Annotated in this window: 17 protein-coding genes and 1 riboswitch; of the genes, 3 read left to right on the forward strand and 14 right to left on the reverse strand. The window is 54.6% G+C overall.

Going from position 1 to position 21,843, the window contains the following annotated elements; all coding sequences use genetic code 11:
• Positions 1-191 precede the first annotated feature (191 nt).
• The 9 genes from MKX64_RS06525 to bcp form a co-directional block, all read right to left on the reverse strand.
• Positions 192-1,562 (reverse strand): NCS2 family permease, encoded by a 1,371-nt coding sequence (locus MKX64_RS06525; protein WP_155618769.1) that lies wholly within the window; start codon positions 1,560-1,562, stop codon positions 192-194.
• 151 nt (positions 1,563-1,713) lie between these two features.
• Positions 1,714-1,814, reverse strand: a riboswitch (purine riboswitch).
• A gap of 257 nt (positions 1,815-2,071) precedes the next feature.
• Positions 2,072-3,610, reverse strand: coding sequence for a glutamine-hydrolyzing GMP synthase (gene guaA, locus MKX64_RS06530; RefSeq protein ID WP_095266037.1), 1,539 nt, complete (start codon positions 3,608-3,610; stop codon positions 2,072-2,074).
• 78 nt (positions 3,611-3,688) lie between these two features.
• Complete coding sequence (locus MKX64_RS06535) at positions 3,689-6,151, reverse strand: transglutaminase-like domain-containing protein (RefSeq protein ID WP_341035557.1); 2,463 nt, start codon at positions 6,149-6,151, stop codon at positions 3,689-3,691.
• Positions 6,120-7,961 carry a DUF58 domain-containing protein gene (locus MKX64_RS06540; protein ID WP_341035558.1) on the reverse strand — a complete coding sequence of 614 codons (1,842 nt, stop codon included), beginning with the start codon at positions 7,959-7,961 and terminating at the stop codon, positions 6,120-6,122. The genes MKX64_RS06535 and MKX64_RS06540 overlap by 32 nt, the downstream gene beginning before the upstream one ends.
• On the reverse strand, positions 7,958-8,968 hold the full coding sequence (locus tag MKX64_RS06545) for an AAA family ATPase (protein WP_341035560.1): 1,011 nt from the start codon (positions 8,966-8,968) through the stop codon (positions 7,958-7,960). The genes MKX64_RS06540 and MKX64_RS06545 overlap by 4 nt, the downstream gene beginning before the upstream one ends.
• A gap of 544 nt (positions 8,969-9,512) precedes the next feature.
• Complete coding sequence (locus MKX64_RS06550) at positions 9,513-10,691, reverse strand: NAD(P)/FAD-dependent oxidoreductase (RefSeq protein ID WP_095266058.1); 1,179 nt, start codon at positions 10,689-10,691, stop codon at positions 9,513-9,515.
• A gap of 33 nt (positions 10,692-10,724) precedes the next feature.
• A complete protein-coding gene (locus tag MKX64_RS06555) occupies positions 10,725-11,189 on the reverse strand; it encodes a DUF1641 domain-containing protein (RefSeq protein WP_095266034.1) in 465 nt (154 codons plus the stop codon).
• Between the two features lie 280 nt (positions 11,190-11,469).
• Positions 11,470-12,732, reverse strand: a complete 1,263-nt coding sequence (locus MKX64_RS06560) for a polysaccharide deacetylase (RefSeq protein ID WP_341035562.1) — start codon at positions 12,730-12,732, stop codon at positions 11,470-11,472.
• 337 nt (positions 12,733-13,069) lie between these two features.
• Positions 13,070-13,543, reverse strand: a complete 474-nt coding sequence (gene bcp, locus MKX64_RS06565; RefSeq protein ID WP_095398587.1) for a thioredoxin-dependent thiol peroxidase — start codon at positions 13,541-13,543, stop codon at positions 13,070-13,072.
• A gap of 145 nt (positions 13,544-13,688) precedes the next feature.
• On the opposite strand from bcp, the gene MKX64_RS06570 reads away from it, so the two are divergent.
• The 3 genes from MKX64_RS06570 (at position 13,689) to MKX64_RS06580 (ending at position 17,348) form a co-directional block, all read left to right on the forward strand.
• Complete coding sequence (locus MKX64_RS06570) at positions 13,689-14,759, forward strand: LCP family protein (RefSeq protein ID WP_155618775.1); 1,071 nt, start codon at positions 13,689-13,691, stop codon at positions 14,757-14,759.
• A gap of 80 nt (positions 14,760-14,839) precedes the next feature.
• A complete protein-coding gene (locus tag MKX64_RS06575; protein WP_095266032.1) occupies positions 14,840-16,159 on the forward strand; it encodes a glutamate-1-semialdehyde 2,1-aminomutase in 1,320 nt (439 codons plus the stop codon).
• A gap of 316 nt (positions 16,160-16,475) precedes the next feature.
• Entirely contained in the window at positions 16,476-17,348 is an 873-nt protein-coding gene (locus tag MKX64_RS06580; RefSeq protein ID WP_341036266.1) for an aminoglycoside 6-adenylyltransferase, read from the forward strand.
• Between the two features lie 98 nt (positions 17,349-17,446).
• Here MKX64_RS06580 and MKX64_RS06585 read toward each other — a convergent pair whose 3' ends face one another.
• From MKX64_RS06585 to MKX64_RS06605, 5 genes are all read right to left on the reverse strand, one after another.
• Positions 17,447-18,712, reverse strand: a complete 1,266-nt coding sequence (locus tag MKX64_RS06585; RefSeq protein WP_155618777.1) for a stalk domain-containing protein — start codon at positions 18,710-18,712, stop codon at positions 17,447-17,449.
• A 166-nt stretch (positions 18,713-18,878) separates the two neighbouring features.
• Positions 18,879-19,151: a hypothetical protein gene (locus MKX64_RS06590; RefSeq protein ID WP_095266029.1), complete on the reverse strand. Its 273-nt coding sequence runs from the start codon at positions 19,149-19,151 to the stop codon at positions 18,879-18,881.
• 89 nt (positions 19,152-19,240) lie between these two features.
• Positions 19,241-20,098 carry an inositol monophosphatase family protein gene (locus MKX64_RS06595; RefSeq protein WP_155618779.1) on the reverse strand — a complete coding sequence of 286 codons (858 nt, stop codon included), beginning with the start codon at positions 20,096-20,098 and terminating at the stop codon, positions 19,241-19,243.
• 187 nt (positions 20,099-20,285) lie between these two features.
• Positions 20,286-21,287: a UV DNA damage repair endonuclease UvsE gene (gene uvsE / locus MKX64_RS06600; RefSeq protein WP_095266027.1), complete on the reverse strand. Its 1,002-nt coding sequence runs from the start codon at positions 21,285-21,287 to the stop codon at positions 20,286-20,288.
• Positions 21,284-21,601: a hypothetical protein gene (locus tag MKX64_RS06605; RefSeq protein WP_095266026.1), complete on the reverse strand. Its 318-nt coding sequence runs from the start codon at positions 21,599-21,601 to the stop codon at positions 21,284-21,286. The genes uvsE and MKX64_RS06605 overlap by 4 nt, the downstream gene beginning before the upstream one ends.
• Positions 21,602-21,843 lie beyond the last annotated feature (242 nt).

A 21,843-nucleotide genomic window follows, 5' to 3' on the forward strand; every position in this document is an offset into this window, starting at 1 on the left:
CTATAATAAGAAGTACGCCAATAAGAAAGATCTGCACGCTCCCGCTCACACGGGAAATAGAAAAGCCCGCTGCAGTCTGTGCCGCCCTATTCGGCGAACAGCAATTGCAGCGGGCTTTGCTTTGTGAACCCTTAATAATAAACCCTTAATAACTCCATACTCGGAGGGCGCAAACGCGAGTTTTGTGTATGTTACTCTGCGCCCATGAAGGCATACCGTATGAGGATAATTACGAATAATATCCACATCAGCCAATGCACCTTCGCATTGATGCGTCCAGTCGCCTTACCGATTGCCGCCAGAATGACAAAGGAGATAATCCCTGCCGAGATCCCGTTCGCAATGCCGCCGGTGAACGGCATCAGCACGATTGTCAGGAATGCCGGGAACGCCTGGAAGAAATCGTCCCAATCGATTTTGCGAACCTGATTCATCATCAGCACGCCCACAACGACCAGCGCCGGAGCAGTCGCCGCCGATGGAACCACCAGCGCGATCGGAGCCAGGAACAGCGCCAGAATGAACAGTATACCGGTCGTTACTGCCGTCAGACCTGTGCGTCCGCCTTCAGCGACGCCCGCAGTACTTTCAACATAAGCTGTGATCGTACTTGTACCAAGGAATGCACCGGCGCTGACGCCGCCTGCATCAACGAGCATCGCTTTTCCAAGCTTCTTCTCGCCTTCTTCCTTGTTCTTCAGCAGCCCTGCGCGTCCCGCCGTTCCGACGAGCGTGCCAAATGTATCAAACAGCTCTACAAACGTAAAGATAAAGATCACTTCAAGAAGTCCAATGCCAATGGCACCCTTCAGATCCATCTGACCTACAGCCAGGTTCTCAAAAGAAGGGAACCAGCTTGCACCGTTCAGGCTGGACAGATCCGTAACGCCCATCGGAATCCCGATCAGCGTAGTCAGTACGATACCGATCAGCAAAGCGCCTTTCAGCTTCAGCACCATCATGACCGCAATCAAGAGCAGACCGATCAGGGCCAGCAGCGTATCCTTATGATCGATAAAATTGCCCATCCCCAGATTGAAAGCTCCGCCCGCAACAGGCTGGCTCACATCTGTCCCCGGATTGATCGAGACCGTCACCAGATTACCGAGCTTCAAACCGATGATCGTAATGAACAGACCAATACCGACCGTAATTGCAATTTTCAGGTTGTCCGGCACGGCTGTTAACAAGATCTGACGAATCTTCGTAACGGTCAGAATCAGGAATACGATACCGGATAGAAATACCGCACCAAGTGCAGCCTGCCACGTAATCGCCCCGTTCGAGCTTAGAACCACCGTCATGAAGTATGCGTTCAGACCCATACCAGGAGCCAGCGCGACCGGAATGTTAACAAACAGACCCATCACAATCGTCACCAGACCTGCGCCGACAGCGGTGGCGAAGAATACGCCTTCTGCCGGAATTCCTGCGCCATCAGGGCCGAGGAACAGGTTGTTGACCAAGAGGATGTAGGCCATCGTCATGAAAGTCGTCAAGCCTGCAATCATCTCGGTTCTGACATTGGTCCCGTGTTCCTTTAACTTAAAGAAACGTTCCATTGTAGAGATATCCCCCTTAAAAGTATGTACGAATGAACACGATGTGAACGACAAACAACCCGGGTATATCCTAATTCCCCGGGTCCTCGCTGTAAGCACGGAAAAGGTACAGGTCGCCTGAACAAGATTGCTCTTCTCCAAAGCACAACCCTCTATCCTCATCCCTCTTCGTAGCCAGATCATTTACGGTGACCTCGTAGAAACTTCCGGGCCAATTCCCGGAATTATACGAATTGCTATTCCTATTGTCAGGCGTTCCCGCCATCATGTTCCATCAGTTTCACAAATCATATTGTAGGCATGTCCGTTCAGGTTGTCAATGAAAAAAACGAATATTAAATCTATTTTTACATTTTAACGTTCGTGATTTTTACAAAAGCTATTACTTCCAGTATTTCCAGCCTCCTGAGGAATATAAGCAGCCAACGCAAAAAGTGCGGCAGCGAAGGACTCGCTGCCGCACTACATCGGATTCAGATCAAACGTTCAAACCTTCGTTTTTCGTGGTCTTATTCCCACTCAATCGTTGCTGGTGGCTTGGACGTCACGTCATACACGATCCGGTTGACGTTCTCCACTTCGTTGACGATACGCACCGAAATCTTCTCCAGCACGTCCCACGGAATACGCGCCCAGTCGGCGGTCATGCCGTCGATGGAGGTTACGGCGCGGATGCCGACGGTGTAGGAATAGGTACGGGCATCCCCCATAACACCAACACTCTTCATGTTCGGCAGGGCGGTGAAGTACTGCCAGATCTCACGGTCAAGGCCAGCCTTTGCAATCTCTTCACGCAGGATGTAATCGGAGTCGCGCACAATTTGCAGCTTCTCCTCGGTAACCTCGCCCAGCACCCGAATCGCCAGACCCGGACCCGGGAATGGCTGACGGTGTACGATTTCGTCCGGCAAGCCCAGTTCGGCACCGACCTTGCGAACCTCATCCTTAAAGAGAGCCTTCAGCGGCTCGATCAGCTTAAACTTCATGTCCTCCGGCAGTCCGCCGACATTATGATGCGACTTGATCGTATGTGCCGTGTCCGTGCCGCTCTCCACAATGTCGGTGTACAGCGTGCCTTGTGCAAGGAAAGCAAAATCATCGAACTTGCTGGATTCCTCGTCAAACACATAAATGAACTCGTTGCCGATGATTTTCCGTTTTTTCTCCGGATCCTCCACGCCCTTAAGCTTGGACATAAAACGATCGCGCGCATCGATCTTAACGACCTTCATGTCGAACTTGCCGACAAAAGTGTCCATGACGCTCTCCGCCTCGCCTTTGCGGAGCAAACCGTGGTCGATAAACATACAGGTGAGCTGATCGCCAATCGCTTTATGAATCAGCATCGCCACGACGGAAGAATCGACACCGCCGCTAAGCGCACACAGCACCTTTTGCTCCCCGACCACTTCACGGATCTCGCGGACCTGGTCCTCGATGAAGGTTTCCATGCTCCAGTTGCCTTCGCATTGACACACTTCATACAGGAAGTTCTTGATCATCTCGTTACCTTGAACGGAATGGCGTACTTCCGGATGGAATTGCACCGCGTACATCTTCTTCTCTTCATTGCTCATCGCCGCGATTGGAGCAGATTCCGTACCGGCATCCAGCTTGAACCCTGTTGGCAGCGTGACGACATGGTCGCCGTGGCTCATCCATACTGTCTGCTTCAGCTCCAGCCCTTTGATCAGCGTTGTATCCGGCTTGAACTCCAGCTCGGCCTTGCCGTACTCGCGCTTGGACGCGCGCTCTACCTTGCCGTCCAGCTGCTGGGCCATCAGCTGCATACCATAGCAAATGCCGAAGATCGGCACGCCCAGATCATAGATCGCAGGATCGACATGCGGAGCATTCTCCGAATATACGCTGGATGGTCCGCCAGAGAATACGATTCCGCGAGGCGACATCGCCTTAATCTTCTCGACAGGCGTATTATATGGCAGCAGTTCGCTATATACGCCCAGATCACGAATGCGTCGTGCTATAAGTTGGTTGTACTGTCCACCGAAGTCCATAACTACGATGATTTCATTAGGCTTGTTCATTACCGGGCCTCCCTTGATTAATGAAATTAATTATACGCAACCTGAATTCATACCGTCAAGAAAGAGGCCCCGACGTTTTCATACCAGTTTTTTGACAATCCGGATACATTGCCGCAAAAAGGCTGTCTTTTCCGTGCGCGACCACCGCAAATCCACATAGGCCGCCCGCTCCCAGCGGGATGCAAACAGCGCGATCTCCGCTTTCAGCTCATCGTCAGCAATCGGCAAGGCATCCATATATTGACGCATGGTCTGTCCCTTTCCAAGCGGGCCGAAGGACTTCTGCAGCCTGTCCAGCACCAGCTGGGCGGCAGACAGCAAGCCATCCCGTCCGGTGACAGCCATATGCCGGGCAAGCCGCGCAAACGCCAGCGCCAATCTGAGCTTCGGCAGCAGCATAACTGCGGCAGCGGCCGCCGGAATGACCAGCAGCAGAACAACCGCGAGCAGCAAGGGACGCACCCCGGTTAACCACAACTGCACAGCCAGAGCCGTCTTCCGCGCGAAGCCGATCAGGCTCTCCATCATATCAGGAGTTGTCTCCACAACAGGCTGTTCCGCCTCTGTGACAGGCACCTGTCCCGGTTCAAAGCCAGGCGTAGGATCGAACGCTACCCAGCCATGCTCGGGAAAATAAACCTCCACCCAAGCATGGGCATCCTTATATGCAATCTGATAGAATCCGCTCTTTCCCTGAACCGGCTCTCCCGGGGCAAAACCTGTCACATACCGCGCAGGAATGCCCTCGCTTCGGAGCAGCACCGTCATCGCCGTAGCAAAATGAGAGCAGTACCCCTTCCTCGATTCAAACAGGAAATCATCGACAAAATCACTGCCCGCCGGAGGCACACTGGTGTCCAGCGAATAGGCGTAGTTCCGCTCCAGATAGGCTTCGACCGCTGAGACCCTCTCATACCGTCCCTCGGCTTCTGACGTTATTTCTGCAGCAAGCTCCCTGACCCGCTCCGGAATATGCGCAGGCAGCTGCAAATACAAGTCTTGAATCGCCGCAGGGTCTCCCCCTGCTGACCGGCGCAGCTCCTGCTCCTTCGGGCGGTTCAGCTCGGCCTTGACCGTATAGCCGCTGATCGGGATCGCCGCTCCGCCCTGGATAGCTATCGTCTGTGCCATACGGTCCACGGACAGCCTCTCCACCTCGCGCCGGACAGTTTCCAGCTCGGTTACCTCCACGATGCTGCCGCCGGACAGCAGCGTGCTTAGACCCGTTTCCGCCTTGGCAAACGTAATCCCCTGAACGACAGTCTCCCGGCCCGCTCCCCCCCAATCCGGCAGGACCGATCTCAGATCAACGCCGGTCTTCACCGAGGACAAAGCAGGCCGGTGCGGCAGCCACTTCCGCCCGTCATATCGGCTGTACACATCACCGCGCCAATACGTCGGCACCGGTGTGGACGCCGTGAACAGCAGCGCATCGTTCATTTCAAGCGGCCCGCCCAATTCCGCATCGGAAGCATCATAGCCAGTCATGGTTACGGTTGGCACCAGCTCGATCTCATGGCGCAGGCTGGCAGCCCAATCCGCGACCGTCATTGCCATTTGCTGCGGAGTCACTCCGGTCCCGGCAGCGGGCTCCGCGATGCCTCCGGCTAAATGACCCGCGCCCAGCATAATGGCAACGGCCACCGGCACAACCGTACACCAGCGCAGCAGCGGGACTCGCCCCGGCTGATGCCGGATGGCGCGGCCGCCCCCAGCACGCACCACAGGGCGAGCGGGATCCAGCCAGAACCTCTGCTCCTGCCCCTGTTGCGAACCCTCGCTCCGTTGCTCGCGCAGCTCTGCCTCCTGCCCCTGTCTTAGTCGGAGCAGCTGCATCATTCCCTGCGCCAGCAGCATAAGCCCTAGCGTATAGGCGATATAGCGATAAGCGCTCTCAATGACAAACAGCTCCAGCAGCAGCAAATACACCAGCGTCGAGACCGAAAACAACCATATCGTCCGGCGATACACCGCCATCATCTGGACTGCCGATACGAGAATGGCCCAGCCTGTAAGCAGGATCAGCGTCCTGCTCTCCCTGCTCAGCTCCGTAAACCGAAGCGTTTGCCTGAATTGCCCGACATCCGTTGGCACGATATCAGCAGCATAGGATACTACCCAGTCTAAAGCCGGCCCGCTCCCGGACAACTGGCCACACAACAGGATAAGGATCACAAGGTTGAGCGGCAGCCAGACACATCCGCTTACCGTGAACACCCCTTGGATGATCAGCACCGCCGCCCATAAGGCAAGCGTGTCAACGACCCGTCCGCTGTCACCGCCCAGTTCCAGCAGCGGCAGCAGCCACTGGGAGAGCAGCCCTGCTACAGGCAGCGTAATCAATATACGATAGATCAGCGGCCCCGGGGACATGCGCAAGAATAGGCTGCTGTGAGGCGGCTCATTTCCTGCAGCAGAATCGTAGGACCACGAAGAATTCCTTGAAGCTTCAGGCTCCTTGGGCAACACCATTCCCCCAGGCATAACACTGCCGACAGGAGCCGCCTGATCAATAGGCAAACTTTTGCCGCTTGTCTGCATCCTGATCACCTCCATAGTCGGGACCCAGGCGAACCGCAGCGGCCCGCTCGAATCGTCCCTCCGCAACGTTCAGCACGAACAGCCTGCCGCCGAGCGCAAGGAACCGCTGGATCCATTCCTCACTCCCTTCGTCACGGTGCGGCTCCGCTGCAGAAGCGCCAGATTCCATGCAGCCTGTGCAACAGATCGTAACGCTTCGTCCGGCTGACTGGATGGCGTGCGCCATCTGCGCCAGCGATCTGCTGACCGTACCGGTAACAATGATCCACGAGGAACGGTCATGCCCCGGTCCTGCATAAGCCGACTTGTAAACCGAACCCGCATGAACCTCTCCAGCGGCAAATAGGCCAGCATCAGCCTGGTTAGCAGCTGACCGCCCAGCGGTATATTGAGCTGCGTCCGAGTGGTTTACAGCAGTTCCTCCAGCGTTATATGAAGCTGCGTTTGACTGGTTTACAGCAGATCGTCCAGCAGCATATCGGGATGCGTCTGACTCGTGTGCAGCAGCTCCTCCGGCGCCATGCTGGCTAACGTCATATTGGTTTGCATCGAGATGACCAGCCGCAGACTGAGCGTCATATCCCAGCTCCGTCTCCCCCTTCTTCCCTGCTGCACCCGTTGCCGCCGCAGGTTCATAGAGTCGGGCGCCGGCCAGCATCTTCAGTGCATGAGCATAGCGCTGCTTCCCGGTCTGCACGCGGCTTGGTTCAAGGGGGGGTTCCTGCGAGCGGCTTGCCCGCATCTGGCTCATCTCTCCATCTATCCGCGCAGGGATCGTCTGTGCATGATAGGTTGTCTGTGTATGGCTTGTCTGCGTATGGCTCGTCCGTGTGTGGCTCGTCTGTGTATGACTTGTCTGCATGCTTGGCCGCGTGTGGCCGTCCGGCACATCCCTTAAACTCTTGCTGCCTAAGTTCATAGGAGCGATTGGATAGGCTGGACCCTTCGTACCCTGGGTAGCAGCAGTGCTTAACGTATACATGATGCCAATGGACTCCAGGTACTCGGCCAGACCCGCCGCGGCCGAAACCGCCAATTCATATGCCGCCTGCTGCTCGGAAGCTGTAAGAGCGGGATAACCGTCGCTGCCGCTGTATAGCCAAATGTTTGTATTCGAACTCCACCCGCTGCTCGGAAGCATCGTTTGCAATTTTCCGGAGCGTGCGGAATTTTTCCAATGGATGCGGTTCAGCGGATCACCGGGCATATAATTCCGAACCCCGCCCCCTGGATATTCGGCTCTCCTCACAGATGCGGCCATCTCGGCCTCCAGGCGCACATCACCGCCATGACCTGCATAATCCGGTATCGTCACACGCATAGGCCGGGGGTGAACCGTCAATGCCGACTGACCCGGCAGACGGCGCCGGACCCTATACCAACCGAACAGGTCCCCCCATAGGATTTCACTGTCGATATCGGTCCATTCCCCGCGCGGAATATCTGTCAGAATGCAGGTAAAGCTTGCTTTTTGCCGCCAGCCGGGAAACAGCACCTTCGTTGCTCTCTGCTCCCCCACCCGATGCACCACGATCATCCACGGAATCGGAAGCCAGCTTCTCCAGCTCAACTCCACCTGCAGTTCAGCCCGATCCCCGGCCTGTACAACAGAGGGAGTGAACATGCGGCGGACCTGGATTCGGGAAATGCCGAACAGCCGAAGCAATACGCCATAGGCCAGCATAATGGTACTGATGTACCATATCATCCTCAGGGAAGCTCCCCCAAGCCATAGATAAGCCCCTAGCGAAAGACCCCATAGACCAACGGCACGCAGAAGCTCCAGTCCGCCCTTGCCAAGCCAGTTCATGCTCGACCACCCCGGCGGCTGCGCTGTCGCGGCAGTTCAAATTGGGTCAGCAGCGACGCTATCATTTGGCCTTGAGCCCCGGCCACGGACCTCACGCCGCGATGCAGTTGAATCCGGTGAGCCAGCACCGGCACAGCCGTCCGCAAGCAATCGTCCGGTATAACATACATGCGTCCGTCCAGAAAGGCTGCCGCCTGGGAAGCTCTCATCCATGCCAGCGTCCCTCTCGGGCTTATGCCCAGCGCCACATCCTCCTGGCTTCTCGACGCATCAGCTACCGTAGCCATATAACGCTTAATGCTCTCATCCACATAAACGCGCCGCACCGCCTGCTGCATCGATACCATCTCCGTTCCCGTGAGCATCGGCTTCACCTGCTGGCTTAAGCGAGCGCCGTCGAGCCCCCTCTCCAGCAGCACCATCTCCTCCTCAATCCCCGGATACCCAAGGGATAAGCGCATTATGAACCGGTCGACCTGCGCTTCGGGCAGCGGGCTCGTTCCCTCGAACTCATACGGGTTCTGTGTCGCCATAATGAAGAAAGGCGCCGGCAGCGGATGCGTGTTGCCATCCACTGTCACATGTCCCTCCTCCATCGCCTCGAGCAGCGCTGATTGGGCCCTTGGCATCGCCCGGTTAATTTCATCGGCCAGCACGATGTTGGACATCACAGGGCCCGGCCGAAACACAAACTCCCCTGTATGCGGATAGTAGACCGAAGTTCCGGTAATGTCCCCCGGCATCAGGTCATAGGTAAACTGAATTCTGTTGAAATCACAGCCCAGACAAGCCGCAATCGTCTTTACCATCATCGTCTTTCCGACACCGGGCACATCCTCCAGCAGCACATGTCCGCCAGCCAGCATCGATATGAACACGAGCGATATTTGCTCCCGATGGCCAACCACGACACCTCCCACCCGCTGAATAACCCGGTTCAGCAGTTCAGGCGCCCAATCCGGCACATTCGGTTCTTCTGAATAAACGGACGAGCCTAACAATAACATCCCCTCCATACCTCGAATAACGTCACAAGATCCGTCATAATATTAAATCTATGAATAGGTTTTCCAAGAATTGAGAGAGTTAGACCTTCAAGAAGAGAAAAGAGGGAATGAAAGCAGAAGGGAACGTGAAAGAGGCGCAGGATCAGGATAAAGATAAGGATCAGATCAGAAACAGAAACAGAAGCAGGAATAGGAATGGTAACAGGGAAGAAGAGCAGAAAAGCAAAAGGGATCCGAAGCCATTATGAGATTCCGGCGGTCGAGCGGGTGTTTGTTTCCGCTGGGAAGGTCGTTCCGCAAGTTCATTCGATTTGTAAATTCATTGGTTCCGCAGATTTGAATGCCGTCATACTGTCCGCCCTAAATCCAATCGTAAGCGACAATAACGCCGAGAAATGGGCTTGCAAAATAAAAAAACGGACCCGGCCGGATAACTCCAACCAGATCCGTGTTTATAAAGTCAAGGGCAGGCTGTCCCTGTGCTGTGAAACAACTGCGTGTGGACAGCCTCTGTCCCCTGCATATCAAGCGGCTGACGCCGGTCTTAGTATGCCAGAGTGAACAGACCGTTGATGTGGGACAGGTAGCGCCAGTTGCTCGCTTCCTTCATCAAGGTTGCAGGCAGACCCTTCAGCTGGGTTTTGTTGGCGCCGATCGTACCGATCGCGTCCTTGCGGCCCAGACTTCCAAGCGTACCGGAGAATACCGGCGTGAACTCGGCTTGCGCACCGCCGTTCAGGTAGGCGAACATGTTGTAGCCGATCAGCTCGCCCATCTGCCAAGCCAGCTGAGCTGTTGGCGGGTATGGACGTCCTTCAGGACCCATAACGACTGCGCTGTCACCAGCAACATAGACGTCAGGATGGGAAGTCGATTGCAGGAATTCGTTAACCACGGCGCGTCCGCGGTTCACTTCGATGCCGCAGTTGGCAACAACGGAGTTGCCTTGTACGCCGCCCGTCCATACGAGCGTGCTTGTCTCGATGGTGCTGCCGTCTTTCAGTTCTACTGTCGAACCTTCCATCTTCGTGATCGGAAGACCGGTCAGGAAGTTAACGCCGCGTTTTTGCAGGCTTGTCGTTGCACGGTCAACCAGCTCCGCAGGGAAGCCCGGCAGAATCGAAGGTGCTGCTTCCACACAGTACAGCGTGATCTCTTCCGGATCAATGCCGTACTTGCGAGCAAGCTCGGTTTTCATGTCCGCATACTCGCCGACAAGCTCGACGCCAGTCAGGCCGCCGCCGCCGACAACGATCGTAGCGTCCTTTTTGTTTTTCGTTTTGCTGTATTCCGCAATGCGGCTTTCCACATGCTCGCGAAGACGGTTGGCGTCGCTCACGGATTTCAGGATGAAGCTGTTCTCCTGAAGTCCAGGAATGCCGAAAAATGCTGTCTCACTGCCCAGGGCAACAACCAGCACATCGTAAGTAAATTTACCGCCATCATCCAGAGATACCGAACGCTCGTCAGGTTTGATCTCCTTCACATTGCCGATGCGAAGATCCACATTGGCGTTGCGCAGCAGCTTATCCAATGGAAGAGCAACCGCCTTCTCGGCGATATTGCCTGCAGCCAGACGATGAAGCTCTGTAATAATCTGATGGGTCGGGAAACGGTTGACCAGGGTGATTTTTGCGCCATCGACGCCAAAATGCTCGCGCGCAGAAAGTGCGCTCAGCAGGCCGCCATAGCCACCGCCCAAAATTAAAATATGTTTAGACATGACCATCCTCCGTTCTTCTAGTGGTTAGTGGAATTAACGTTTGCCTTGCTTCTCACGTTCGTTCAATACATCCATGAATGCTTGCGTGAAACGAAGCGCCTTTTGAACCTGCGGGTCCTTCAGCATCTTCATCAAACCGAACAGGCCGATCTGACCTTGGTCGCCTTGCTCATGAATGCGGTCACCTGCTTCAATGGCTGCGGATGCAACATTTTTCACTTTGTCGGTTACAGGTTTGGTAAACCCGGTCAGGGAAGCCATCGTGTCTTCTGCAAGCACAGGGTCAGTCGCAACGGATTTGCCAAAATCATAAGCTTTCGTCATGAATGTCAGCATTTCAGTCAGCTTAGGAAGGTTATCCACAAGGACGGTCAGCGACTCCTGAACCTCCGGCTTCAGCAATTGTTCAAGCACGTCAAGACGGCCCGCCGACGCTCCCTGATTTCCGGCAAGGTTCTCCGGCGTTTCGGACGGTTGCGGGGAAGATGTTTCAGTCATAAAGAATTGCCTCCTTTTCTCTAAGTAGGTTCCCAAGATGAACTTGGCGACGATCGAACCGGTTAGCTATAATTTTCGGTTAACCGGTATCTATTATTCATCCCTTGCCGAAGGGATGCACAGGTGATCTCACTCGCGCCAAAATAAAGCAGGGGGAAGTCTCCCCCTCCTTTACGGAACACACATTCTTTGGGATTGTGATATTTATCTCTAAGTACAGTCTATAACTTGTTCCGTATAATTACAAACACAAATTACAATTTTCGACTAAAAACTTATGCTAAAAAATGGATGCTCCAAACGCGATCACGCGCAGCTCCGTATCCGACGCGGTCAGCGACCTTACCGGATGGCTCGAGAAGGCCAGCGCGTCCCGCAGCGGCACCCACACTGCACCTCCCCGAAGATGAACGCCCGAGGGGACCGGCGGCTCGCCCGGTTTGCTCAACAGGCCGTTTAGCGGGTCTGCCTGCCACGCTGCGCCTCCGAGGCGCACCTGTACCGTTTTGCTATGCTGATTCCAGGCCACTTCCCCTCCGAGCCGCTCCACCAGCGCCCGCAGCGGAACATACAGGCTGCCGTTTACATTATCGTATTCCCCCGGTTCGAACGCGGTTTCCATCCCGCCGAATTCAATCGCCAGCGTTTTGCCCGGTGCGAACAACGCGGCATTGCCCGCAATATGATCCTTAATCCACTGCTGCGATGGCGCAGGACGATCCGGCAGTTTGCCACTGACCCTGAACTGTACCGGGGCGGTCTCCGGTTCAAGCGCCTTGAAGCGATAGCCGTGCTGCTTGTAATACGCAATAATGTGCGGCAGAGCCTGAACCGTCTCTTCATGTCCGATCCCGTCGTGCAGCAGCACGATCGCTTCATTGCCGGCTACGGGCGTCGTTGCCCCTTGGACAATTTCACTTGCCGGCACCCCTCTTCGCCTGGAATCGCCGCTGTCCACATTCCAATCGAACACCCGATAGCCCGCCTGGTGAAGCAAGCGGAAATACATTTCGTCGAAATGACCAGCCGTTCCGCCCGGCGCACGGACAAGCTGCGGCCTTTCGCCCGTAATGAGCCGAATGATTTCCTCCGTCTGCTTGATCTGCTTCCAGAAATCCTGGAAGTTCCCGTATAACTTGTCATAACGGTGATCATACGTATGATTTCCAATCGCGTGGCCTTCATCATAAATGCGGTTTATCACCTCTGGACGCTGCTCCGCATACTGTCCCAACACGAAGAAGGTAGCGGGCACCTCATGCTCCCTCAATATCGCCAGCACCTCATCCGTCAGGTCGGACGGTCCGTCATCAAAAGTCAGGTACACCGTCCTGCCAGATTGTTCCGTCCCGGCCTCAGACTCCGGTACCGCTGCTGCGGCCTCGACGGACGCCGTTTTCTTCACAAGCTGCTTATATGATAAAGCCGGTGAGGTGAGAGCTGATGAACTGGACACCTGTACATCCTGATCGGGCGCTCTTGTCACCCGCCCCTCCAATACCGGCGCTTCGCCGGACATTGTCGATTCAGATTCTGCGTTCATCCCAGCCATCACCCCTCTCCATCCTTCCGTCCCTGCCATCAACAATAACGCCAACATGCTAAAAAAGATAAGCGCTGCGCACGCATGACCCGCTCTTCTCATCACAAAACTCTACCTCCACCGTTTCTATGAGTTCGGCTTTCTGGTAGATTATATGGAGATGCTTCTAAAAAAAGACTAGGCGCTGATGATGTTTTACGAAAATATCCGGGTCAGCTGCCAGCGAACCCGGCACACGATTGCCGCTAGGGAAGGCACAGCCAAAGGCATAAACAAAGGCATAGACAAAAGGCCCGCCCTGCATGCAGGCATGCGGACGGACCTTATCATCATATAGCTATGACATCACGGCATCCAATACGGACTGCACATGACCCTTCACCTTAACTTTGCGCCATTCCCGAACGAGCACACCCTCTTCGTCAATCAGGAAGGTGGATCGGACGATGCCCATGTACTGGCGGCCAAACATCGATTTCTGCTGCCAGACGCCAAACATTTCGCTTACCTTGTGCTCCTCATCAGCAAGCAGTGTATAGGGTAAACTATGCTTGTCGATGAATTTGGCATGGGACGTGAGCGGATCGGGACTGATTCCAAGCACGACGGCACCGGCTTCCTTCAATGCCGAATAATGATCGCGGAAGTCGCAAGCCTCCTGCGTACATGTCGGGGTCATATCTTTCGGATAAAAAAACAGCACGACCTTCCGTCCGCGAAAATCGCTCAAGGAAACATGGTTTCCGCCTGAGGACGGTAGGGTGAAATCCGGAACCGTGCTGCCGGTCGTAATGGGTGATGATGGTTCCATGGATAGCTTCAACTCCCTGCTACACGGGCGTTTATGCCCGCAAAATTGATTGTATTGCCAAAAAAAATTATAATAGAGTGAATGTCGAATGTTCAAATCTTCTATCGAAATTATTCATCAGCGTTATCCGAAAGGAAAGAACCCAATGACTAAAAAAACGAAGAAAACCTTAATATGGAGCGTGTGCATCTTTTTTGCAGCAATCCTCGGGTATGGCACTTATTACGGAGTCTCCTTTTACGATGGATTGCAAAGTCTCCAAAAGGAAGGCGAAGCTTCCCCTTTCAAGGATCTTGAAAAGGTGGATGCGAAAGTTCCCGGCCCGCCGGAATGGGAGGGCACCGAGCCTGTCAACATTCTGATGATGGGCGTTGACGCTCGCGGCTTTGAGGAAGGCGAGATTCCTCGCTCGGACAGCATGATGGTTGCCTCCATTGATCCTGTCAACAAGAACATGTATCTGTTCTCTATTCTGCGCGATACATACACCGATATACCAGGACATGGAAAAAATCGGATCAACACCGCCATTACCCACGGCCCGAATACGGCGATGAAAGCGGTCAGCGATCTGCTAGGCATTCCGATCCAGTATTATGTGTATACGGACTTCCAGGGCTTCATCAAGCTGGTTGACTCCGTTGGCGGCGTCGACTTCTATGTGGAGAAGGACATGTCCTATTCCAGTATTGCCGACAAGAACGAATATGACATCGACCTGAAGGAAGGCATGCAGCATCTCGATGGCGATGCAGCGCTCCAGTACGTTCGCTTCCGCTATGACAAGATGGGTGACTACACCCGGACCGAGCGGCAGCGCGAGCTGATCAAGGCGGTAGCCAAGAAAATGCAAACCACCACTTCCATCATGAAGCTGCCTGATATTCTGAAATCGGTCAGCCCATACATCGATACCAACATGGATGTTGAGGACATGTGGAAGCTTGCCAACGTCGCATACAAGAGCAATATGAGCGGCAGCGAACAGGTTCCTCCGATGAAGCTGCTGCGAGAGGAAACGATTGGCGGCGCGGCCGTATTGACCGTTCCGAACGAGGATAACCTGAAAGCGTACATCCAGGAAGTGATGAATCCGCAGGCTGAAGAAGAACCGGCCGAGGGGGACTCTTCAACAGACGATGGTCAAGACTCCTCTGGAGACAGTCCGGATTCCAAATCCAATTCAGCTTCGCTATCCGCCGGAGCAGATAACTAACTTGATTCCATACAACAGTCAGGACAGGCCGCGTTCAAGCAGCCTGTCCTGCTTCATTGAAGAAAGGATGTTTAAAATTTATGACAAAATCCAGACCACGTTCAGAAGCTTTGTATCAGGAAGCCCTTCAGCATATCGTCGGCGGGGTCAACAGTCCCTCCCGCTCGTTCAAGGCAGTAGGAGGCGGCGCTCCCGTATTCATGAAACGGGCGAGCGGCGCCTATTTCTGGGATGAAGACGGAAACCGTTACATCGATTATCTCGCGGCATACGGACCGATTATTACCGGTCATGCCCATCCGCATATTGCCAAGGCCATCAGCACGGCCGCCCAGAACGGCACGCTGTATGGAACCCCGACCGAGCTTGAGATTACACTGGCCAAAATGCTGAAAGCCGCTATTCCGTCTATGGACAAGGTCCGCTTCGTCAATTCCGGCACCGAAGCGGTCATGACGACGATCCGCGTCGCTCGCGCTTATACTAAGCGGAATAAAATCGTCAAGTTCGCCGGCTGCTACCACGGCCACTCCGATCTCGTGCTCGTTGCCGCCGGCTCCGGCCCGTCCACGCTTGGCATTCCGGACAGCGCCGGCATTCCGGGCAGCATCGCCCAGGAGGTCATTACCGTGCCGTTTAATGACCTGGACGGTCTGCGCGCTGCCCTGGAGCGCTGGGGCGATGACGTTGCCGCCGTGATGGTCGAGCCGATCGTGGGCAACTTCGGCATGGTGATGCCGAAGCCGGGATTCCTGGAGGGCCTGTGCCAAATGGCGCATGACAACGGCTCCCTCGTCATCTATGACGAGGTGATCAGCGCCTTCCGCTTCCACTATGGCTCTGCCCAGACGTATCCCGGCCTTGAGAACCACGAGGCTATTCAACCGGACTTGACCGCGCTTGGCAAAATTATCGGCGGCGGTCTTCCAATCGGAGCCTACGGCGGCCGCAAGCATATTATGGAGCAGGTCGCCCCGCTCGGCCCTGCATATCAGGCCGGCACGATGGCAGGCAATCCCGCTTCCATCGCAGCGGGGATCGCCTGCCTTGAAGTTCTGCAGGGCGAAGGCGTATACGAAGAGATGGAGCGGCTGACGATCAAGCTGACCGAAGGGCTGCAAGCATCAGCCGAACGCTGGGATGTCCCGCTGACCATCAACCGCATCCGCGGCTCCTTCTCCACTCATTTCTGCGATCATCCGGTTACGAATTATGACGAAGCGCAGGATACCGATGGGGAAGCGTTCGCTGCCTTCTTCCGCCATATGCTGGATCGCGGCATCAATCTCGCGCCGTCCAAGTATGAAGCCTGGTTCTTAACGACCGCCCATACCGAAGCGGATATTGAGACAACCATTAAGGCCGCGGAGGAATCCTTTAAGGCCATGAAGAATGAATAACATGAACGATTCCATAACGACCATCACAAGTTCACTTAAAGCAAGTTTCTGAGGGATTTCTGAACGAAAGGAGATGCCGTTGAATGAAAAAGCTGCTCGATAAATTATAACGCTCGTGCCTCTCGGCCTGGCTGCCCTCCCATGCTCTATGTCCATCCGGAGGATCGACCGCAATTCGAGCATGCCATTGCCAGGGATTTCTCCGGTCCCGTCCGGTTACGGGAGGCCTGCAGCCTGCTCGCATACGGGCCCCTCCTGGCACCTATTCGCTTCATGCCGCTTACGTCCAAACCAATAATGGAGGGATTTCGCCATGATGAGAAGTGAAGAACAGATGATGGAACTGGTGCTGGAGGTTGCAAGACGGGATGAACGGGTGCGTGCGGTGACACTCGAAGGCTCGCGGACGAACCCGAACGTGCCGAGGGATATTTTTCAGGATTACGATATCAGCTACCATGTCACCGAGATGGACAGCTTTCTGAAGGATCCCGGCTGGGTCGATGTGTTCGGCGAGCGGGTGATCATGCAGACTCCTGAGGATATGGCTATGTTTCCTCCCGAGCTTGGAAACCGGTTCTCGTATCTGATGCTGTTTACAGATGGCAACCGGATTGACATGACCCTGATTCCGATTGAAGAGAAAGAAGCCTATTGCCAGGAAGACAAGCTGCTCAAGGTTCTGCTCGACAAGGACGGCACCTTTCCTGTTATCTCCCCACCGACAGATGTGGATTATTGGGTCAAGCGCCCCTCGGCGGCCTACTATGCCGATTGCTGCAATGAGTTTTGGTGGGTATCCACCTATGTGGCCAAAGGGCTGTGGAGACAGGAAATCTTGTACGCCCAGGAGCATCTCAACAACTATGTCCGGGCGATGCTCATGAAAATGCTGGAATGGGAGGTCGGCACCCGGACCGACTTCTCGCTCAGTGTCGGCAAATGCAGCAAATATATAAAGAACCATTTGCCGGAAGACAGGTGGCAGCTGCTTATGGATACCTATGCCGGGGGATCATACGAAGCGGTGTGGAATGCACTATTCGCAAGCGGACGTCTATTCCGTCTAACAGCCAAGGATGTGGCAGCCCGTCTCGGCTATACGTATCCACTCGAAGAGGATCAGCGGGTGACGGACTATCTGGAGCGCGTCCGACAGCTTCCGAAGGGAGCAACGCAGTTTAGATAACAAGAGCGGCCGCTCGCACAGACAGAGATTCTGTCGGTGCGGGGCCGCTTTTTTTCATACGGGGCGGAACATGACAATCCATTACTTACTGAAGTGAATTACAGATTAATAAAGGCGGTCCGCAGTTTGGCGACATATTGAACGTCAAGGCCTAGCCCTGTTGCAATCGCCGCTAGCGGAACATAGGTTTTGTCTTCTTTACCTACCTTGTGCAGGAACGCCGGGGCTTCAATCGGAACGTCCGCACCGTTCACCTTGATCGTGTTAGCGCCGATCTTGACCACAACCGTCTGATCTCCGTACGTGATGGTCGCGCTGGAGGTTTTGTTGTCCCACTTCGTCGCGGCTCCAATCGCGTTCACGATATCCTGGATAGCCACATAATTTCGATTGCTCCGCATAATCGGCTGGTACGGTGTGATCAAGTCCTCGCCTTTGACCACAATCCGCATCGGCTGCCCGGATTCCGGGACCGGTGACAGCTTGTAGCTTCCCCATATCGTTCGGGCGAATGCCTTGGCAATCGTTTCATACCCGTACTGGTTCGGATGAATGTCCTCTTTCAGAATATGGGTCATCGTCAGCTCGGAGCCGACGAACTCCTGTGCCACATGCGCCACCTTGATCTTAACGCCCCGCTCGCCGAATTCCGCAGCCATCTCGTCAATCATGCGGGTGAACTCCCGCGTAGCTTCAACAAGCTGAACATAGGTCGCTTCGCCGGCAATTTTCGGAACCGGATTATACTGGTCGGCCAGTACGATAAGCGCATCCGGGTTGAGGGCATGAAGCTGGGTAAGCACAGCGGTTACGTTCTCTCTGTACAGCCGGAACATCTCCTGCAGGCGCGCTGTCAGCTCTGCCTCGCTAAGATCGCTGGCGGTATGAACAAGCTCGATCAGGTCATTGCCGCCAATCGTTACGGTGATCAGATCCGCTTGAACCAATACCGGCTTCAGTTGGGCTGCCCCTGCGCCAATCTGCTGGGCGCGTGGATCAATCTGGGCCAGTCCAGGCTGAATCTCTTCCGCCCGAATAGTGCGGCCTTCGGATATCGCCCGGACGTAGTTTCTCAGTCCGCCGGTTTTCAATCCGCCGATGCCCAAGTTGACGACCTCGGTCCGTCCATGGTAGAGCGCCTGCTCATGCACTCGCTCCACGAAGCCGTAAGGTCTGCTGCCTGGCTGCATGCCGGGCTCATACCCTACGGTCAGCGAATCGCCAAGCGCGATGATCCGGTATGTATGCTGCTGTGCCAGCTGCGTATTCGCGGATACCGATGCCGCCCCGGGACCGAGCCAGGTTGCTGCGAGCAGCATTGCGCCTGCGGCGACAGCAACGCATTTTTTCCAAACTTTTCGCATATCCTCACTCCCATAACGATAAAATCTATGAACATCCTTATTTTACCACTCCCATTGATAGAAAGTACATTGCCAGCTTGATCGCTTTTGTCTGTAAAAGCATAAAAAATGGACAGCCCGTTGCTCGCTGCCCATTCCTGAATAAAACCGATAACTTCACTAACCATCAAACATTGTCTTTGTCATCCTTCGGCTTCGCTTGATCCTTATGGCCCGCCTGCTTCATGTACTTGTCATACCGACCGTCCACTTCCTTGGCCATGCTGCGGAATTTAAGCGTTTCTTCCACAATCGGATCAAGCTGGGTTTGAATCCGGATTTCATATTTCGGGGAGACGAGACGACGCTGCTCCTTTTCCCGGTCCTTGTCCTGCATCTCGCCTTCCGTCAACATCTCACTAAGCTGGCGCTCCAAATCTTGTTCCGATGAATCATGCATCGTGTAGAAACCCTCCTTTTGCCTTAGTGTTCCGGCTGGATGGCGACATTATCCGCTGTTGATCCCAGTTTTCGACTCTATTTCCGGCTTCAGCTCCCGGTGCTTGCTTCCTTCAGTACATCCAGGATCGCATTGTGAATGCGCCCATTGGTTGCGACGACATTGCGCACGGATAGCTCGTACGGACGGCCATTCAGATCAGTTACCGTGCCGCCGGATTCCTGAATGAGCAAGGAGCCTGCCGCAATATCCCATGCATTCAGGCCGACCTCCCAGAATCCGCTCAGACGCCCTGCGGCGACATAGGCCATATGAAGGGCTGCCGATCCTCCGGCTCTGACATTGCGAACCTTCGGCACCAGCGCCTGAAGCGCGGCCATATTTTGCGGCAGGAGCGTTGACGTTTCCACCGGAAAGCCTGTGGCAATCAAGCTGCTTGACAGCTTCTCTTCCTTCGATACCTCGGTCGGATTGCCATGAACATAAGCGCCCTTGCCCTTCTCCGCCACGAACAGCTCATCCCGGGAAGGATCATAGATGACACCGACGATCACTTCACCCCGATGCACAAGCGCAATGGATACGGAGAAGAACGGAAAGCCGTGCACGAAATTCGTCGTTCCGTCCACCGGGTCAATGATCCATAAATACTCTTCCTGACGGGCGGCCTCCAGCGCTTGGGCCGAAGCCTCCGGCCCCGGCTCTACCCCTTCCTCTCCCAGGATCGCATGATCAGGGAAATGGGTCAGGATCAGTTTACGGATCATCTGCTCTGCGCCCTTATCGACCTCTGTCACCAAATCTTGAGCGGATGTCTTGGTGCTGAGCTGCGCAACCGTGCCAAGTCTGCTTTTGATCCACTCGCCCGCCTTCGCGGCGCAATTGATCGCCACAGCCGTGTAACTCTTGCTGCTGACTACATAAGGTACTTTATCCTTCTCGTTCAAATGGCTCACTCTACTTTCTATATCAATCTATGATATTACATCGTATTCACTTCATCCCCCGTAGGTAAGGGCTACATTCTATTCGGATACAAAATGGTAGATAGACCGTCAGGCCTTTACACAAACGTACCTTAATTTCCATAATTTTGCAACCTATAGTTTTACTTGACTAGACCTAATCCAGCGCTCACGGTTCAATCCGAACCGAAGCCCCATTTACGATTTCAACGCCCTCTTCGCGATAGCCTGCCAGATCCTCCATCAGCTTAAACAGCGCTCCGTCCTTCCTCTTGGCCTCTATCATGACATCCAGCCTGGAGGTTGTTCCGGCGATGCTCCGAAGGAAGCCCAGAAGCGGTGCCACCTCCACCTCATCCGCATGACTGCGGGGATCTGACGGACTTTTGGGACTGGACACGTGAATCTTGGGCGGAAGCGGGTGGTCAGGCTGTGAGCCCGCCTGAGCAAGCGGGGTGGTCCATGTCTGCACAATGTGCGGCCACAGATCCGCCGGCGACTCCCCATCATGATTTACCCATTGGTGATGAAGGTCCAACACCATCGGCAATCCGGTTGCTTCACATACCGCCAGCGTCTCCTTGGCCGTGAAGGTTTTATCATCATTTTCGAGCGTCAGGCGCTCCTTGATCTCCTGGTCAAGTTCGTGAAAATGCTCCACAAATCTCGCCGCAGCGGAAGGCTTGTCTCCATACGCGCCACCGATATGTATATTATTCTTCATGTCGGCGTCAAGCCCCATCGCCTTCAGCATGCGTACATGCTGCTTCAAGTCGCCGATTGAATTCCGCAACACTTCGGGTCTAGGGGTGCTGAGCACCGTGAAATGATCCGGATGAAAGGACACCCGCATCTTCTGTCGCTTAACGTAGCTGCCTATCTCCAAGAATCCTGCCGACAGGGCCGGGAACGGATCCCAATCCTGCATGTCCTGATGTGTCGCCAGTGGAATCAGCTTGGAGGAAAAGCGGTAGACCTTGATGTCATGGGCCTCGTTATGCTTGAGCAGACGGAGCGTATTGTGGAGGTTCTCATTCGCGATCCGTTCAAGCTTTCGCAGGCCTGCCTCCCTGTCCTCAAGCTTTGAGAAACTTTTCATGGTCATCGTCCTGGAAGGCGATGCATTCTCAATAACGGTTGACATAGCCACATAGCCGAAGCGGACAATCACGCATGGTCTCCGAAGAACATTTCATGGGCGAGCGCGGTCTGCATCTTGGACTCTTCTTCCGTCAGCCTGCGCACAAGCTGCAGCTCCACCGACGTCACTTCCTGTCCCTGAAAATTAATCTCGGCAACACATGCCGTAATCCGCACGATCGCCACCGCAACATTGTCCGGAGAGTAAGCGATCACTTTCTGTCCGGTTGGAAACACCCGAAGGCCCTGCTTCAGCATCTTCCCCCGTCCATACTCCAACAGCTCGTACAGCTCCTGCTCATTCTTGAACTTGCAAACGGAATTGAACTCGGTTTGAAATCCCATGTGCCAGCTTCCTTTCGTTATAAATTTATACTCAAAGGGAGCCGCTGCAATAGACGGACTCCCCCCGGCGTTATCTATATTGTTATTCCTTGTACACCATGATAAACCTTCTTCGGCTTGACTGCACATGTACAAATTCCATAGATTGCGGAACAAACCAGCTGGACTTCGGATCGCTCCTGGATCCAGATTTCTTCACTTATCGCCTTGGCGGTGGAACTTGAAAGGGGACATAGGCGAGC

It is taken from the genome of Paenibacillus sp. FSL M8-0334 (genome assembly GCF_038000405.1).
Taxonomy (GTDB): domain Bacteria; phylum Bacillota; class Bacilli; order Paenibacillales; family Paenibacillaceae; genus Paenibacillus_AQ; species Paenibacillus_AQ campinasensis.

Excerpts from the sequence above, each read along its gene's own strand:
- MKX64_RS06525 (WP_155618769.1), bottom strand. The coding sequence starts at position 1,562 with ATGGAACGTTTCTTTAAGTTAAAGGAACACGGGACCAATGTCAGAACC.
- guaA (WP_095266037.1), bottom strand. The coding sequence starts at position 3,610 with ATGAACAAGCCTAATGAAATCATCGTAGTTATGGACTTCGGTGGACAG.
- MKX64_RS06535 (WP_341035557.1), bottom strand. The coding sequence starts at position 6,151 with ATGCAGACAAGCGGCAAAAGTTTGCCTATTGATCAGGCGGCTCCTGTC.
- MKX64_RS06540 (WP_341035558.1), bottom strand. The coding sequence starts at position 7,961 with ATGAACTGGCTTGGCAAGGGCGGACTGGAGCTTCTGCGTGCCGTTGGT.
- MKX64_RS06545 (WP_341035560.1), bottom strand. The coding sequence starts at position 8,968 with ATGTTATTGTTAGGCTCGTCCGTTTATTCAGAAGAACCGAATGTGCCG.
- MKX64_RS06550 (WP_095266058.1), bottom strand. The coding sequence starts at position 10,691 with ATGTCTAAACATATTTTAATTTTGGGCGGTGGCTATGGCGGCCTGCTG.
- MKX64_RS06555 (WP_095266034.1), bottom strand. The coding sequence starts at position 11,189 with ATGACTGAAACATCTTCCCCGCAACCGTCCGAAACGCCGGAGAACCTT.
- MKX64_RS06560 (WP_341035562.1), bottom strand. The coding sequence starts at position 12,732 with ATGAACGCAGAATCTGAATCGACAATGTCCGGCGAAGCGCCGGTATTG.
- bcp (WP_095398587.1), bottom strand. The coding sequence starts at position 13,543 with ATGGAACCATCATCACCCATTACGACCGGCAGCACGGTTCCGGATTTC.
- MKX64_RS06570 (WP_155618775.1), top strand. The coding sequence starts at position 13,689 with ATGACTAAAAAAACGAAGAAAACCTTAATATGGAGCGTGTGCATCTTT.
- MKX64_RS06575 (WP_095266032.1), top strand. The coding sequence starts at position 14,840 with ATGACAAAATCCAGACCACGTTCAGAAGCTTTGTATCAGGAAGCCCTT.
- MKX64_RS06580 (WP_341036266.1), top strand. The coding sequence starts at position 16,476 with ATGAGAAGTGAAGAACAGATGATGGAACTGGTGCTGGAGGTTGCAAGA.
- MKX64_RS06585 (WP_155618777.1), bottom strand. The coding sequence starts at position 18,712 with ATGCGAAAAGTTTGGAAAAAATGCGTTGCTGTCGCCGCAGGCGCAATG.
- MKX64_RS06590 (WP_095266029.1), bottom strand. The coding sequence starts at position 19,151 with ATGCATGATTCATCGGAACAAGATTTGGAGCGCCAGCTTAGTGAGATG.
- MKX64_RS06605 (WP_095266026.1), bottom strand. The coding sequence starts at position 21,601 with ATGGGATTTCAAACCGAGTTCAATTCCGTTTGCAAGTTCAAGAATGAG.